This is a genomic window from Actinocrispum sp. NPDC049592, from assembly GCF_040675465.1.
Lineage (GTDB): Bacteria > Actinomycetota > Actinomycetes > Mycobacteriales > Pseudonocardiaceae > Kibdelosporangium.
In genome coordinates, this window is sequence record NZ_JBFAPA010000010.1 from 313,397 (window position 1) to 328,978 (window position 15,582).

At 72.8% G+C, this 15,582-nt stretch carries 1 protein-coding gene (running past both ends of the window); it reads right to left on the reverse strand.

Every position in this 15,582-nt window falls within one protein-coding gene, locus AB0J95_RS26025, for an amino acid adenylation domain-containing protein (RefSeq protein ID WP_364762819.1), read on the reverse strand. The gene is 23,292 nt long; 7,010 of those nucleotides lie to the left of the window and 700 to its right, leaving coding positions 701-16,282 in view — codons 234 (partial) to 5,428 (partial); the first complete codon in reading order (the gene reads right to left) occupies window positions 15,578-15,580. Both the start codon and the stop codon lie outside the window.

The window sequence follows — 15,582 nt, forward strand, 5'->3', positions numbered from 1 at the left end:
TACCCGCAGCGCCGACAATCACCTCAGCGAACGCGCCCTCCGCGGCCGTCGGGCGGGTGATGGCGCCGAACCCGTGCTCGCGCAGGAGCCGTTGCCAGCCCGCCGCGGTGAGCAGCGGGGCGCCGGGGATCCGCAGGTGCTCGTCGGTGTAGAGCCACCAGCCGTCGAGCAGGCCGAACGTGAGGGTGAGCAGCGCCGACTTGCGGGTCACCTCGTTGATCACCAGCAGTCCGCCCGGCCGCAACGCATCGGCCAGGTTGGCCATGACCCGGTGCAGATCGCGGGTGGCGTGCAGGACGTTCGACGCGATCAGCACGTCGAACCGCCCGCCGGCCAGCTCCTCGGCCACGCCGGGCCGCTCCACGTCCCACCGGCCGTAGCGCAGGTAGTCGCGGCCCGGGCCGAACCGGTCCTCGGCCTTGGCCAGGAACGCGGGCGAAAGGTCGGTGAACCAGTACTCGGCCGGGCCGCCGACGGCGTCCAGCGCGGGCAGCACGACCGCTGTCGTGCCACCGGTTCCGGCGCCGATCTCGCCGATCCGGACCGGGCCCTGGCTGGTTCGGACGAAGTCGGCCACGGTCTCGGCGACGGTCTGGTTGAGCCCGTCGGCGATGGCGTTGCCTTGGTAGGCGGCCATCATCCGGTCCAGCGACCCGCCGGGGAACAGGATCTCGGTCACCGGCCGCGAGCCGGTGAGGACCTCGGGCAGCGCTGCCACGCAGTCCTCGACGAGCGACAACTGGGCGTGCCAGTACGGGTTGGCGGCCAACCGCGCACGCAGGTCCGCCCAGGCCGGGTCATCGGCCGGGTCGGCGGCCCGCTGCCCGGCCGGCAGCAGGGTCACCGGGTCGGCATCGTCGGTGAACCCGGCGGCGGCGAGCAGGCGCAGGGCCTCATCGACCCAGCGGCGGTACTTCTCGGCCACGCCGTAGCGAGCCGCCAGCCCCGCCCTGGCCTCCGGTCCGTTCGCGAACATGCCGAGCCGGCGCAGCCGCACCAGCGTCTCGCGGGCGACCCACCGGTCGGCGTCCTCGGGCGTCAGTCCCTCGGCCCAGCCTGATGCCGCCTCGAACGCCTGCGGGTACTGCGGGACCAGGTACGCGGCCAGATCGCGGATGGTGGTGCGCTCGAACAGCAGTGTCGGCGGCTGTTTCTCGCCGACCAGCTCCTCGACCGCCTGCACCAGCTCAAGCACCTGTGCGGACTCGATGCCCAGCTCGAAGTAGCCCGCCCGGACGTCCAGCTCCGCGGGGTCGCGGCCCAGTCGTCGCGCGATCACCTCACGCAGCAACGCCTCCTGCACGCTCACCCCTGTGGGCGTGGTGCGGACTTCCTGCCGCGCAGGAGCCGGGCTGTCGACGCGCTTGCTGGACAGGCCTGCCACCGTGGCGATCAGGCCGCCGCTTTCGTTGTAGAACTCCACATCCAGCGTGACCAGGCCCGGGCCGCGGCGGATCGCCGTGGTGTCAACACGGACGAAGCACCGGCTCGTCACCGGCCCAGCGGCCCGGAACGAAGCCACATGCACCGGCAGGAACGGCTCGGGACCTTCGGTCATCAGCAGGCCGGGCGCCACCGCACCGGCCATCAGCAACGCCGGGTCGAACCTGGTGCCGCGGTTGGCGTTGGGTGCGATCAGCTCCGCCACGACCGTGCCGGGGCACTCCCAGACCACGCCGTCCGCCCGCGCCGCTCCGGTGTAGGTCTGCCCGGCGTTCTCGTCGGCGGCGTAGATGTCGGCCAGCGCCACTCGACGCGTGGCCGCGGCGCGAGCCGTCGCGACGTCGAGCACACCCGAGAGCCGCACCTGCTCGGTCGCGACTTCGGCGGTGGCGTAGGGACCCGCGTCATCCGAGACGGTGACCGCCCAGCCGGATTCCGTTGGCGTGGCCCGGATGGACAGCCGGACCGGACTGTCGTCGGTGACCTGGAGCGGGCGGACCGCCGTCAGATCCGTCATCCGCAGGGTGTCGGCGGCATGACCGTGCTCGGCGAAGACGTCGTAGACGAGGTCGATGTAGGCCAGCGCGGGCATCAACGCCCGGCCGTCCACCCGGTGTCCCGCAACGTGGGGCGTGTCCATGGACAGGATGGTCTCGCCCCGGATCACGCTGTCGGCCTGCCCCGAAACGGTTGGCGGCGTGTGCCTGGTGCCCGCCAGGTCCTCGGCGGCTTCGGGCAGCCAGCAGTGGTCCCGCTCGAACGGATACCCAGGCAGCGAAACGGGAACAGGCGGGGTGTCACCCCATGCGGCTCGCCAGTCGACGGTCGCGCCATGCACCCACGCGGCCGGATCGGTCTCGCCGGACCGCTTGCGGTCGGCGACACCAGTGACTCCGGCGCCGTCCCGAAGCGCCCGGACCAGCCCGGCGATGTCGGTGAACTCGACGGCGAGCCGGTGCGGCATGTGCTCCCGGCCGGCCTGCAACGTGTAGGCCAACGCCGCTGGGTCGGTGTCGCGGCCGGGGCCGTCCAGGAAGTCCGCCAGCCGTTGCGTGACGGCTGCGAGCCGCGACGCGCTCTTGCCCGACAGCACGGCCAAGTAGGACTGGCGAGGGGCGGGCACGGGCCGTTCGGCCGGCACGTACTCCTGCAGGATCAGGTGCGCATTGCTGCCACCGGCACCGAAAGCGCTGATCCCGGCCAGCCGGGGCGCGGGCCGGCCATCCGGCCCGGTCCGGGCCGTCCACTCGGTCAGCGAGCGCTGAACCTGGAACGGGCTCGACGAGAAGTCGATGTTGCTGTTGAGCTCCTCGGCGTGCAGCGAGGGCACGAGTTCCTGGTGCCGCAGCTGAAGCAGCACCTTGGTGACCCCGGCGATGCCCGCCGCCGACTCGGCGTGCCCGATGTTGGACTTGACCGAGCCGATCGGGACCGTCCGCCCGGCCAGGTCACCGAAGGCACGGGTCAGCCCGCTGATCTCCACGGGGTCGCCGAGTGCCGTCCCGGTGCCGTGGGCCTCGATGTAGCCGATCTCCGAAGGCTGGACACCGGCCCGGGCGAGGGCGTCGGCGACGAGCACACCCTGAGCGCGCGGGTTGGGCACGCTGTAGCCCTTGCTGGCACCGCCGTGGTTCACCGCCGAACCACGCACTACAGCCAGAATCCGGTCGCCGTCGGCCTCAGCCTGCGACAGGCGCTTCAACAGCACCGCACCCGATCCGTCGGCGGGCACGAACCCGTCACCCGCCGCGCCGAAGCTGCGGCAGGCACCGGACGGAGCGAGGAAACCACTGCGGGACAACTGAAGGTACTTCACCGGATGGCTGGTGACGTTCACGCCACCGGCGATCGCCACCTCGCAGTCACCGGTGCGGATCGCCTGGCATGCAAGGTGGATCGCGGCCAGCGACGACGAGCACATGGTGTCCAGCGCGATGCTCGGCCCGGTGAGCCCGTAGAAGTACGAGACCCGGTTGGCCACGGCCGCGTACGACGACGAGGTCGCCGCACCACCGCGATGCAGGGCCGCGTCCACGCCGTACAGCTGGTAGTGCCCATACATCATCCCGACGAACACACCGGTCCGCACCGCGGCGAGGTCCGCCCGGGTGCGGCCCGCGTCCTCCAGCAGGTGCCACACGGTCTCCAGGAAGATCCGTTCCTGCGGGTCCAGGTGCCGGGCCTCGACCGGCGACATCCGGAAGAACATCGGGTCGAACTTGTCGACGTCCCGCATGAACCCGCCGGTGCGGGTCGCGGTCCGGCCGGGTACGCCGGGTTCCGGGTCGTACCAGCGGTCGTGGTCCCAGCGGTCGGCGGGCACGTCCTGCACACAGTCCCGTCCGGCGCGCAGGTTCTCCCAGAACTCCCACAGGTCGTCGGCCTGGGGGTAGCGACCGGCCACACCGATGATCGCGATGTCCTCCTCTGCCTGCGTCGGCTCAGGTTCCCGGACGGTGACGACCGCAGGGGCCGACTCCGCCGCATTGTCCTCTTTGGACACTATCGGCACTGTCGGCACAGTCGGCTCGAAGACGCCGGGATGCTCCGCGGCGAGGTGCTCGGCCAGCTGGCGCAAAGTCAGGTACTCGAAGAAAAGCGTCTTCGACAACGGGCCGAAGTGCTGCTCCAGCGCCGAGGTCGCGCTCATCACGATCAGTGAGTCGACGCCGTAGCTGTCGAACTCCTCATCGGGGTCGATCTCCGCGGCCGGCAGCTTGAGCTGCTCGGACAGAACCCCGGCCAGGAACTCCACGGCTCGCTCCCGCACGGCGTCCTCGTCCGGCGCGAGGCGGGCTTCGCTTCGGCCGGGGGCGTCGTGCCGGAGGCGCTGATCCGGGCGCACGTCACCCACCGGCTCGGCCCCGGGCACTTCCGGCTGTGCGGCCTGGTGCGTGACCGGCTGCGTGACGTCGGTGCCGCCCAGGGCCGCCGCGATCCGGCCGGCATCGCCCGGAGCCAGCAACACCGACGGCGCATCCCCGGCGAGGGCACGGGCCAGCGCGGCCATGGCCGGCTGGGTCCGGACCGGCCGCATGCCGAACAGCTCGGCCATCTTGGCGACCACGGAGGGATCGGCCGCCACGCCACCGTCCGTCCACAGTGGCCACTGCACGGACAGGCTCACCCCGGACCGTTCACCCGACGCCGCCTGCTCGGCGCGGCGGGTCATCAGCCGGTCCAGGTAGCCGCTGGCGGTCGCGTGGTCGGCCTGGCCGACGTTGCCGAACGCGGCCGCGGTCGAGGAGTACGCCACGAAGTACCGCAGCGGATCGTGCCGCGTGGCCTGATCCAGCCAGGCCGCGCCGAGGACCTTGGGCCGCAGCACGGCATCGGCGTCCGCGCGGCTCTTGCGCAGCAGGAACGAGTCACGCAGCGTCCCGGCCAGGTGCGCGACGCCCACCAGCGGACCGGCCTGCCTGGCCTGCTCGACGGCGAGGCGGACACCGTCGCGGGTGCCGAGATCGGCGCGGACGAACCGGACGTCGCCCCGGTGGCGCACCAGGTCGAGCACTGCGGGCTCGGGCTCGGTGCGCCCGGCCAGCACAACAGTGGCGTCCGGATTGCGGTCCAGCAGCCAGGACGCGAAGGCCAGACCGAGGGCACCCGCACCGCCGGTCACCAGGTGCACGCCCGGGCCGCCGGTGACGGTCTCAGGGCCGGTGGGCAACTCGGTGCGGTCCCACGCCCGGGCCAGCCGTCCCCCGGCCGTCACCAGGACCTCCGCGGTGCCGCCGGTCACCAGCTCACCGGCCAGGACCTTCGCCGGATCCAGGCCCGCGTGACCGGTGACGCGCATCGCGAGGCCGGGGTACTCCCAGCTCAGTGACCGCGCGAACCCGGCCATGGCGCCGTGCAGCTCGGGGTGGTCGCCGGTCGTGTCGTACAGGTACAGCCAGCGCGCGCTCCCCCGGCTCGCGGCCACCCAGGCGGCGGCGAGTTCCCGGGCGAGGTGGAAGCCGTCGTCCAGCGCGCCTTCCAGGTCGGACCGGGCCGGCGGGGTCTGCACGAACACGATCGGCGCCGGTGCGTCAGCCAGGCGTGCGACCAGATCGGCGATGGGTTCGCCCGGTCCACGGGTGACCGCCGCGGCAGGAGCCGCTGCCGCGACGAGTTCGGGGGCGGCGTCGCCGAGGAACACGACCGTCGCCGGTGCCGGTGCGGGCTCATCGGTCGCCGCACGCCAGGTGGGCACGAACGCCACCGGCTCGCCGGTATCGGCGGATGCCGTGGCGCGCAAGGCGAACCCATCGATCCGGCACACCACGGAGCCGTCCTGGCCGGTCATGGTCAGGTCGAACACCTGCAGGCCCGCGGCCGCGCGGACCCGGACGGCGTGCACCAGGCAGGTCTCCGGCAGGTCGGCGAGCAGGCGGATCTCGTCGATCGAGAACGGCAGGTACGGCACCGGCCGACCATCGGCGTCCTTGGCCGCGGCCGTGTCGGCGATCCAGCCGACGACCTGAAGCGCGCCGTCCAGCAGCGACGGCTCGAACCGGTAGCCGGCGGTGTCCGCACGCCGGGTCTCAGGCAGCACCAACGTTGCCAGGGCCTCGTCGGACGAGTGCCGGACCTCCTCGACCGCGCGCAGGCTCGGGCCGTAGTCGAAGCCGAGCGCGGTCATCCGCTCGTAGCACTCTTCGCGGGTCCGCACGGTTTCGCACCGCGCCCGCACCGCGTCGATGTCAAGGCGGGCAACCGGTGCGGGGTCAGCGAAGCGCAGCACCCCGCTCGCGTGGCTGACGGCATCGGACACGACCTCGAAGCGGGCGCCATCGTCTTGCGGGGTCAGCCGCACACGCAGCCGCAGGCCGTCTCCAGGACGTACGGGCAGGCCCCAGACCAGGCCGGTGACCACGCGCACCGGCCGTTGACCGGCGAGCTCACCCGCCAGCCTGGCCAGTTCGAGGTGCACGACACCCGGCAGCACCGGTTCGCCGCCGACAACGTGGTCGGCGAGGTAGAACTCCGCCGGGGTGAGGTTCTTCTCGAACGCCACACCGTCCAATGTGGACACATTGGCGTCGAGCAGGGTCGGGTGCAGCCGCGCCCGACCCGGTGCGGCCACCTTAGGACCGACCCAGTACCTGGTGCGCTCGAAGGGATAGGTCGGCAGCGACACCCGCCGGCCGGCCACACAACGCAGATCCGCGGCCTCGCCGGTCACCCAGCGCCGGGCGCGGTCGAGCAGAGTGCCCGCGCCGGCGTCGGTCTGGGCCGGGACGTCAGCGGAACGCTTGCCGCGCTTACGAGCCCGGCCACGCACCAGGCCATCGGTCTCGCCGCCCGCGGCGAGCACGCGCAGGATCCTGAGCAGCTCCGCGCGATCCTCGGCGATGACGACCGCGCGCTCGGCCAGCTCCGCACGTCCGGTGATCAGGGTGTGTGCGACATCGGCAAGCTGCGCGTCGGACTGCGCCAGATGGGCGGCGAGCGCCTTCGCCCGCTCGGCCAGCGTGCCCGCATTCCTTGCGGACAGCGGGAATGCCAGCGGTCCCGGCGCGGTGGCCGGCTGTTCGGCCCGCTCGGCCGGTTCCTCGATGACCAGGTGCGCGTTGGCCCCGCCGACCCCGAACGAGCTGAGCCCGGCGATCCGCGGCCGGCCGGACCGGCGGGGCCACGCGGTCGCCTCGCCGAGCACCCGGAACGGCCCGCCGTCCAGCTCCAGGTACGGGTTCTGGTCGTGGTAGTGCAGGTTCGCCGGCAGCAGGCCGTGCCGCATCGCCAGCAGGATCTTGAACAGCCCGGCGACGCCGGCCGCGGTCTCCAGGTGGCCGATGTTCGACTTCACCGACCCGATCCCGCAGAACGGCTCCGCGGGCAGCGGCACGCCACGGCGCCTGGCCAGTTCCTCGAACGCCGCCCGCATCCCGGAGACCTCGACCGGGTCGCCCAGCTCGGTCCCGGTGCCGTGCGCCTCCAGGTAGTCCACATCGGACGGATCGACACCCGCGGCGGTGAACGCCTCGACCATCAGCTCGGCCTGGGCGTCCGGGTTCGGCGCGGTCAGCGACGAGCTGAGGCCGCCGTGGTTGATCGCGACGCCCCTGATGACCCCGTGGATCACGTCCCCGGCCCGCTCGGCCTCGGCCCGGTCACGCAGCACGACCACACCGACGCCCTCACCGCGGACGTAGCCGTCGGCCGAGCTGTCGAAGGTCTTGCACCGCCCCTGCTCGCTGAGCACGTGCCCGTCGGCCATCGCGAGGTACACATCCGGCGACAGCAACAGGTTCACGCCGCCCGCGATCGCCAGGTCGCACGCCCCGGTGCGCAGTGCCGCGATGGCCTGCGCGACCGCGGTCAGGGAGCTCGAGCACGCGGTGTCCATGGCCACGCTCGGGCCGCGGAAGTCGAAGAAGTAGGACACGCGGTTGGGCACGATGGACTGCGCCGCACCGGTCCCGGCGTGCCCCTCGCGGTGGCGGCCGCTGTCCTTCTGCAGCTGCGCGTACTCCACATTGGACACACCGAGGAACACGCCGACGCGCGAGCCGGCCAGGTCCGACGGCCGCAGCCCGGCGTCCTCCAGCGCGGTCCAGACCGCTTCCAGGACCAGCCGTTGCTGCGGGTCCATCAGCTCGGCCTCGCGTGGCGAGATGCCGAAGAACGCCGCGTCGAAGGCGTCCACGTCCTCGAGGTAGCCACCCCAGCGCGCGACCCGGCCGGCCCGTTCGCCGTGCTCACGGCCCAGGGCGCGCCAGTCCCACCGCTCCGCCGGGGTCTCGGTGACCAGGTCGTCCCCGGCCACCAGGTGCCGCCAGAACGCGTCCAGGCCGGGCGAGCCGGGCAGCCGGCCCGCCATCCCGATCACGGCCGTGTCGCCCGTCCTGGGCGCGGCCGCGACCGGTTCGGCAGGCCGGGCGGCGGGCTCGCTCGCGAAGAGCGCGGGATGGGTGTCGAGCAGGTGCCCGGCGACGGCCCGCGCGGTCGGATGCTTGAAGAAGACCGGCGGCGCGACTTGCACGCCCCACCTCCGCCGGATGCGCACGCTGAGTTCGGTGAGGCGGACGGAGTCGACGCCGAGCGCGCCGAACCGGTCGGTCTCGTCGACCTCGCCGGGGTCCACGCCGAGCAGCTCGGCGACCATGCCCACCAGCTCGTCCGCCACCCGGTCCGCGGAGTCGGCGATCCTGGTGCCCGGCGGGCGTTTTCCACGCTGCGGGCGGAGGGTGGCGAGACGGCCGCGGTCGATCTTGTCGTTGGGGGTCTTGGGCAGCTCGGCCAGTTCGACCAGCTCGTCCGGGATCATGTAGTCCGGCAGCAGACGGCCGAAGCCGGCCCGGTCGGGCCGGGGGCCGCCCGGGACCGCGGTGTAGAAACACCGCAGTACCGCGGCGCCGGAACCGGTCTGTGCCAGCACGACCGCGGCATCGGCCACACCCGGCAGCTCACGGGCGGCCTGCTCGATCTCGCCGGGTTCGACGCGATGGCCCCGGATCTTGACCTGGGCGTCGATCCGGCCGAGGTACTCCAGCGCACCGGAAGCGGTGCGGCGCACCAGGTCGCCGGTGCGGTAGAGCAACGGCGAGACGTCCGGGTCGACCGGGTTCGGGACGAACCGGGAGGCGGTCAGCTCGGGCTGGCCGTGGTAGCCGTTGGCGAGCCCGTCGCCGCCGATGTGCAGTTCGGCGGGCACACCGGCAGGTACCGGCCGGCCGTCGCTGTCGAGCAGGTGGAAGACGGTGTTGGCGATCGGCCGGCCGAGGGTGACCGGTTCGCCGTCGCGGACCCGTGCCACCGACGACCAGATGGTGGTCTCCGTTGGCCCGTAAAGGTTCCAGACCTCACCGGCGCGGGAAAGCAAGGCACGAGCGGTGTCCCGGTCGAGCGCCTCACCGCCGCAGAACACCCGCAGCCCGCGGCCGCCGGACCAGCCCGCGGCCACCAGCATCCGCCAGGTCGCCGGGGTCGCCTGCATGATGGTGGCCGCGCTGGCCTCCAGGATCCGGCGCAGCGCGATGCCGTCCCGTGTGGCCGCCGACGGCACGACCTCGACACTGCCACCGGTGACCAATGGCAGGAACAGTTCGAGACCGGCGATGTCGAACGACACCGTGGTGACCGCGAGAACGCGGTCCCGTTCGGTGCAGCCAGGTTCCCGGGCCATCGACCACAGCAGGTTGACCAGCGCGCGATGACCGACACGCACGCCCTTGGGACGCCCGGTCGATCCGGAGGTGTAGATCACGTAGGCGTCATCGGCGGGCGCCGGACCGGCGCCGGGTGTCGTGGTGACCTCATCAGCCCAGCCGGGGTCCAGCCACAGCGCGGGTGCGTCGACCGCGCTCGCCGCCTCGCTCAGCTCCCGATGGGTGACGGCCAGCGCGACGCCCGCGTCGGCGGTCATGTACCGGATGCGCTCGGCTGGGTACGTCGGATCCAGCGGCACATACGCGGCACCGGAGGCGAGCACGCCGAGCAGCGCGACGACCAGATCGGCCGACCGGTCGACGAGTACGGCGACGCTCCCGCCACGGCCAACGCCACGGGCACGCAGCAACGAGGCCAGCGCGTTCACCCGTGCGGTCAGCTGCCCATAGGTGAGTTCCTCGCCCTGGCAGACCACGGCGACTCGCTGCGGATCCTGTGCCGCGACCAGATCGACCACAGTGGACTCGCGCGGGTAGTCACGCCGGGACGCCGCCTGCTCGTCGGCCAGCAGCCGCCGTTCGGCCGCGGTACGGGGGTCCAGCTCGGCGAGCGGGCGATCCGGTTCGGCCAGCGCCTGCCCGAGCAGCAGCCGGAACCGCTCGGCGAAACCGTCCACTGTGGACTTGTCGAACAGCTGCGGGTCGTACTTCATGGTCAGCTTGCAGCCCTCGGCCAGCTCGACCAGATCGGCGGTCAGCTCGAACTCGCCCTCCTGGTGCACGCCGTCGACCAGGCCGAGCACCGGGGTCGGCCCGGATCGCCGGGCGACCCAGTTCTGGAAGTAGAAAGCGGTGCCGGTCAGCGGCCGGCCCAGCTCCTGGGCGGAGCGGATGTACGGGTAGTCACCGTGCTCGACCGCGTCCAGGACCTCGGCCCGGACCTGGCCGAGCAGCGTGCCGAACGTGTCCCCGGGGTGTGGCTCGACGGTGACCGGCACGAGGTTGACGAAGTAGCCCACGGTGCCGGCGAACCGGCTCTCGGGCCGCCCGGCGACGGGGGTGCCGACGGTGATCGGCCGCTGGTCACAGTGCCGGTCCAGCATCGCGATGTACGCGGTGACCATGACCGTGAACAGCGAGACCCCGGCGTTGGTGGCGTACTGCTTGGCCGCCGCGACCAGCTCGGCGTCCAGGAGGTGTTCGGTGCTGGCGCCGTCGAGGGACCGGACCTCCGGGCGCGGGCGGTCGGTGGGCAGCCGGACCGGCTCGACGTCCGCGAGCCGCTCGAGCCAGAACTCCCGCAGCCGGGCGCCGCGCGGACCGTCCAGCATGGCCCGCTGCCAGTCGGCGAAGTCCGCGAAACCGGCCGCGGGCGGCGGTTGCGGGACCGGGCGACCGTCCCGCACGGCCAGGTAGGCATCGGCGAGCTCGTCGAGGAAGACCGCGATGGACGTGCCGTCGAAGATCGCGTGGTGGAGGGTGACCAGCAGCGCGTGCCGGCCGTCCGGCACGGTGTGCACCTCGGCCCGCACCAGGGGCCCGGCCGTCAGGTCGAACGGCAGGCGGACGCGGGTCCGCAGGCGTTCGGCCAGTTCGCCGGCCTCGGTGGCGGGCACGTGTTCGTGGCGGAACTCGAGGTCCAGCTGGGCGTGCACGACCTGCACGAGGGTGCCGTCCTCGTCGGCGAAAGTCGTGCGCAGCGCCGGATGCCGGGCCACCAGTGCTTCCAACGCCGTCCGCAGCGCGGTGATGTCGGTGTCCGCGGCCAGCCACACGGCCACCGGGAGGTTGTAGGCGGGGTTGCCCGGCGCGGTCTGCTCGATCACCCACAGCGCCCGCTGGCCTTCGGACGCCGGGCGGCGCTCGACCGGCGCGATCGGCGCGGCCGGGGCTTCCCGCAGCACGCCCGCCGTGGCGAGATGCGCGGCCAGGCCGCGCAGGGTGGCGTGTTCGAGGATGTCCACCAGCCGCACGTCCGCGCCGAAGGTCTCGGCGATGCCGGTCACGACCTGCATCCCGGTCAGCGAGTCGAAGCCGTACTCGGCCAGCGGCCGGTCCGGGTTGATCGGCTCGTCCAGTTTGAGTGTGCGCTCGAGAAGTTCCCGCAGCTCGCCGTGCACGTCATCGGTGCGAGCGGAAACGGTGGCCCGGGCCTGCCGGACCGGTACGGCCGCACGGACCTGTTCGGTGCCCGCCTCGGCGACCAGGACGGTCTGCCCGAGGTCGGCGCCGCCGGACAGCACGGCCACTTCGCCGAACCCGGCCGCCCGCAGCAGCCGCGTCCAGGTGCCCGGCTCGGCCAGCGGCGAGTCCGGGATCCTCAGGTGGGCATCGCGCAAGGACCACCAGCCGTCGAGCACGCCGCCCGCGACCGTGACCGAGGCACGCACGGTGGTCAGCTCGTTGAGCACGAACCACCCGCCCGGCCGCAGCAGCGACCGGATGGACCGCAGCGTCTCGGCCAGGTCCGGGGTCGCGTGCACGACGTTGGTCGCGATCACCACGTCGTGCCCGCCGGGTGGGAAGCCCTGGGCGGCGGGGTCGGACCGCAGGTCGAGCAGCTGGAACCGGACGTACGGGTGGGTCGCGCCGAACCGGGACCGGCCGTGGTCCAGGAACCGTGGGGACACGTCGGTGTACGCGTAGTCGATCATGGCCGCGTCGGCGTCGAGGGCGGGCAGCACACGCTCGGTGGTCGCCCCGGTCCCCGCACCCAGTTCGATGATGGCGACCCGGTCCCCCGCCGCCAGGCGCACCCGTTCGGTGATCGCGGCGCGGACCAGGTCGTTGTAGTGGTCGGTGACCGGGTTGCCCTGGTAGAAACCGGCCGCCAGGTCCAGCGAGGCGTTCGGGAACAGGATCTCGGTGGCGTTCACCTTGCCGCGCAACACTTCCGGATAAGCGGCCAGGAACCGCTGGACCGGCAGGATGGTGGACGCGACCTCGGGGTAGCCGGCGCGCAGCCGGTCGAGTTCCGTGTCGATCCGGGCGTGGTCCCAGTCCCGGGCCGTGGTCGTGAAGGCGGGCGTCGCCCGCAGCGATCCATCGTCCTCGGCCAGGTACCCGGCCTGCACCAGGATGGCGACCAGCGCGGCGAACTGCCTGGTGTGGGCCGCGACAACACCTAGTTCGCCGGCGATGTGCGCCCGGTCGATCCGCTCGGCACTGGCGAACGCGCCCATCCGGTGCAGCGCAACGACGAGGCCACGGGCCACCAGCGGCTCCAGTTTGCCGTACGCGGCAAGCACGCGGTCGGTGCCCACGCGGTCGCGCGGCGTCGTGTCGAGCCGGTCCCGTACCGCGGCAAGGCTTTTGCCGACAGGCTCGTTGTCGTCCTTGTCGCCGGGTGTGTCGGCCAGTGCCGCCAGCGCCGCCCGTTCCGCGCGGATCACCATCACCTGCGGCTCGTCCCCGGCGAGCACACCGGGCAGTTCGGCGAGTGCTTCCGCCGGAGTCAGTTCACCGATGCCCAGTGCGCGGAAAATGGCGGGCAGGCCGGGTCGCGCGCCGGACCCCACCGCGCCCCAGTAGCCCCAGTTGACGACTCGCACGGGGTACGGGCGCACCGAGTCGAGGTGCCGGCCCAGCGCGTCCTGGCACGCCGAAGCCGCGGTGTAGGCGCTGTTGCCGGAGCTGGACCCGAACGAGCCCGCCGAGGAGAACAGCGCGACGAAGTCCGGGCGGTGTTCGCTGACCGCCGCGTCGAGCGCGAGGGTGCCGTCCACCTTGGCGGCCAGGGCGGACCGGAACTCGGCGGTGCTCAGCCGGCCGATCGGCCGGTCGTCGAAGGTCATCGCGGAGTGGAAGACGCCGTGCACCGCACCGAATCGCCGCACGGACCGGGTGATCACCGCACGGACCGCGGCCGCGTCGGCGACGTCGGCCCGCTCGTGCACCACTTCACCGCCGGCGTTGTGCGCGCGCTCGATCTCGGCCCGGTGGGTGGCGTCCGGTTCGTTGCGGCTGAGCCAGATCACCTTGGCCTGGTACCGCTCGGTGAGGTGGCGGGTGAGGGCGAGCCCGACACCGCCGGTGCCACCGACGATCACGTAGACGCCGCCTTGGCGGTAAGGGACCGCGGCCGCAGCGCGTACCGGCGCAAGGGTGCGCACATATCGCTGGCCGCCCCGCACGACCACCACGCGACCCTTGGGGTGCGCGGGTTCGCCAAGGATCGCGGCCACGCGGTCGGCCCGCGGATCCTGCCTGCTGATGTCCACACAGGACACTTGCGTGCCGGTGAACTCGGCGGACGCCACCTGGGCCAGTCCGTGCAACGCGGCGGCAACCGGGTTGTCACCAGGGCTGCCCGCGACGGCATGCACGTCGGAGGTGACGACGCGCAGTGCGCGGATCCGGACGCGGGTGAGGACGTCGAACAGCGAGGCGGCACCGGTGGCCAGGTCCGTGCCGCCGAGGTGGATCAGGGTGTCCACCTCACCGGGCAGCTCAGGCGAGGCTTCATCCAGCGAGACCACCCGGGCGTCGCCGACGGCTGCGGCGATGGCGTCGGCCAGGTCGCGCGCGACCGCACTGGCCAAGATGAGTACTGAGCCCGCCGGCCGGGCCGCTGCACGCACCGCGCCCGCGGGTTGCCAGCGCGGCGCGAAACGGCCTGCCTCGTCGCGTTTCTCCGGCTCGGGAACCCAGAACCGCCTGCGCGCGAACGGGTACGTGGGCAACGCGATCCTGCGCGGCGCACGGCAGCCCGCGGGCGGCTCGGACAGAGGTGACCAGTCCACAGTGCCGCCATGGACCCAGAGTTCGCCCAAAGCGTGCAGGTCGCCGCCCGGCAGAGCCGCGCCGGGGCGCCGTTCGGTGGCATCCCCGATCCAATGTGGACAACCGGGCTGGCGGTTGCCGGCGATCGCGCGCAGTGCCTGGTGCAGCTCGGTGACGTCGGCGACGACAAGGGCGAGCCGGAAGTCCATGGGAGAACGGCCGACGCGCAGGGTGTGCGCGATGTCGGCGAGTTCGAGGCCGGTGCGCGGCACGGCGTTCCCGTTGCGGGCGGCGTGCCCGGCCAGCGTCGCGGCGGTCGTGCCGGCGGGCAGTGTCGCGGGCAGGGACAGGTGTTCGGCCAGCAGGTGACGTAGTCGCGGCCACTCCGCGGCACCCAGGCCGTAGTCACGCAGTTCGACGTCCGGGTCGACGTCGTCGGGGTCGACGCCGAGCACTTCGGCGACCGCGTCGACACAGTGGCTTTCCGCGGTGGCGGCGACCGCCGGGGTGTGCGGCTCGGTCAGGAACGCTGCGAGTTCGCCCGCGGCGACCCGGAGGCGTTCCTCGGTCCGCGCCGACAACACCACGAGCTGCGGGGTGCGGGCCGGACTGGCGGCGGCATGCTGGTCGACGTACTCGGCCACGACGAGATGCGCGTTGGCACCGCCGCCGCCGAACGAACTGATCCCCGCCACGCGCGGCTGGGGGACGCCGCCGATCACGCGTGCGGGCCACGGTTGCGCGTCCTTCGGGATCCGGAACGGCGTGTCGCTCAAGGTGATCTCGGGGTTGAGCGGCTCCGCGTGCGGAGAGGGCGCGATCATGCCGTGCTGGAACTGCAGCAGCACCTTGGTGAGCGCCGCGATGCCCGCAGCCGACTCCAGGTGACCGATCGTCGACTTCACCGAGCCCAGCGCGCAGCTGCCCGCGGGCAGTCCGCCGAAGACCCGGCGCAGTCCGGCGATCTCGAGCGGGTCGCCGAGCGGCGTGCCGGTGCCGTGCGCCTCCAGGTAGCTGACCTCCGCCGGATCGACCCCCGCACGGCGCAGCGCCCCGGCGATCACGTCAGCCTGGCTGCCTGGGTTCGGCACGGTGTAGCCGCTGGTGCGGCCGCCCGCGTTCAGCGCGGAGCCGCGGATCACGCCGAGCACGCGGTCCCCGTCGGCGACCGCGGCGGCGAGCGGCTTGAGCACGACCGCGCCCACGCCCTCACCGTCGACGAACCCGTCCGCGCCCGCGCCGAACGCCTTGTTCTGCCGTCCCGGCGAGATCATCTGGCGGTCGGACAGGTGCCACAGGTGGGCCGGGTGCAGGATCAGGTTCA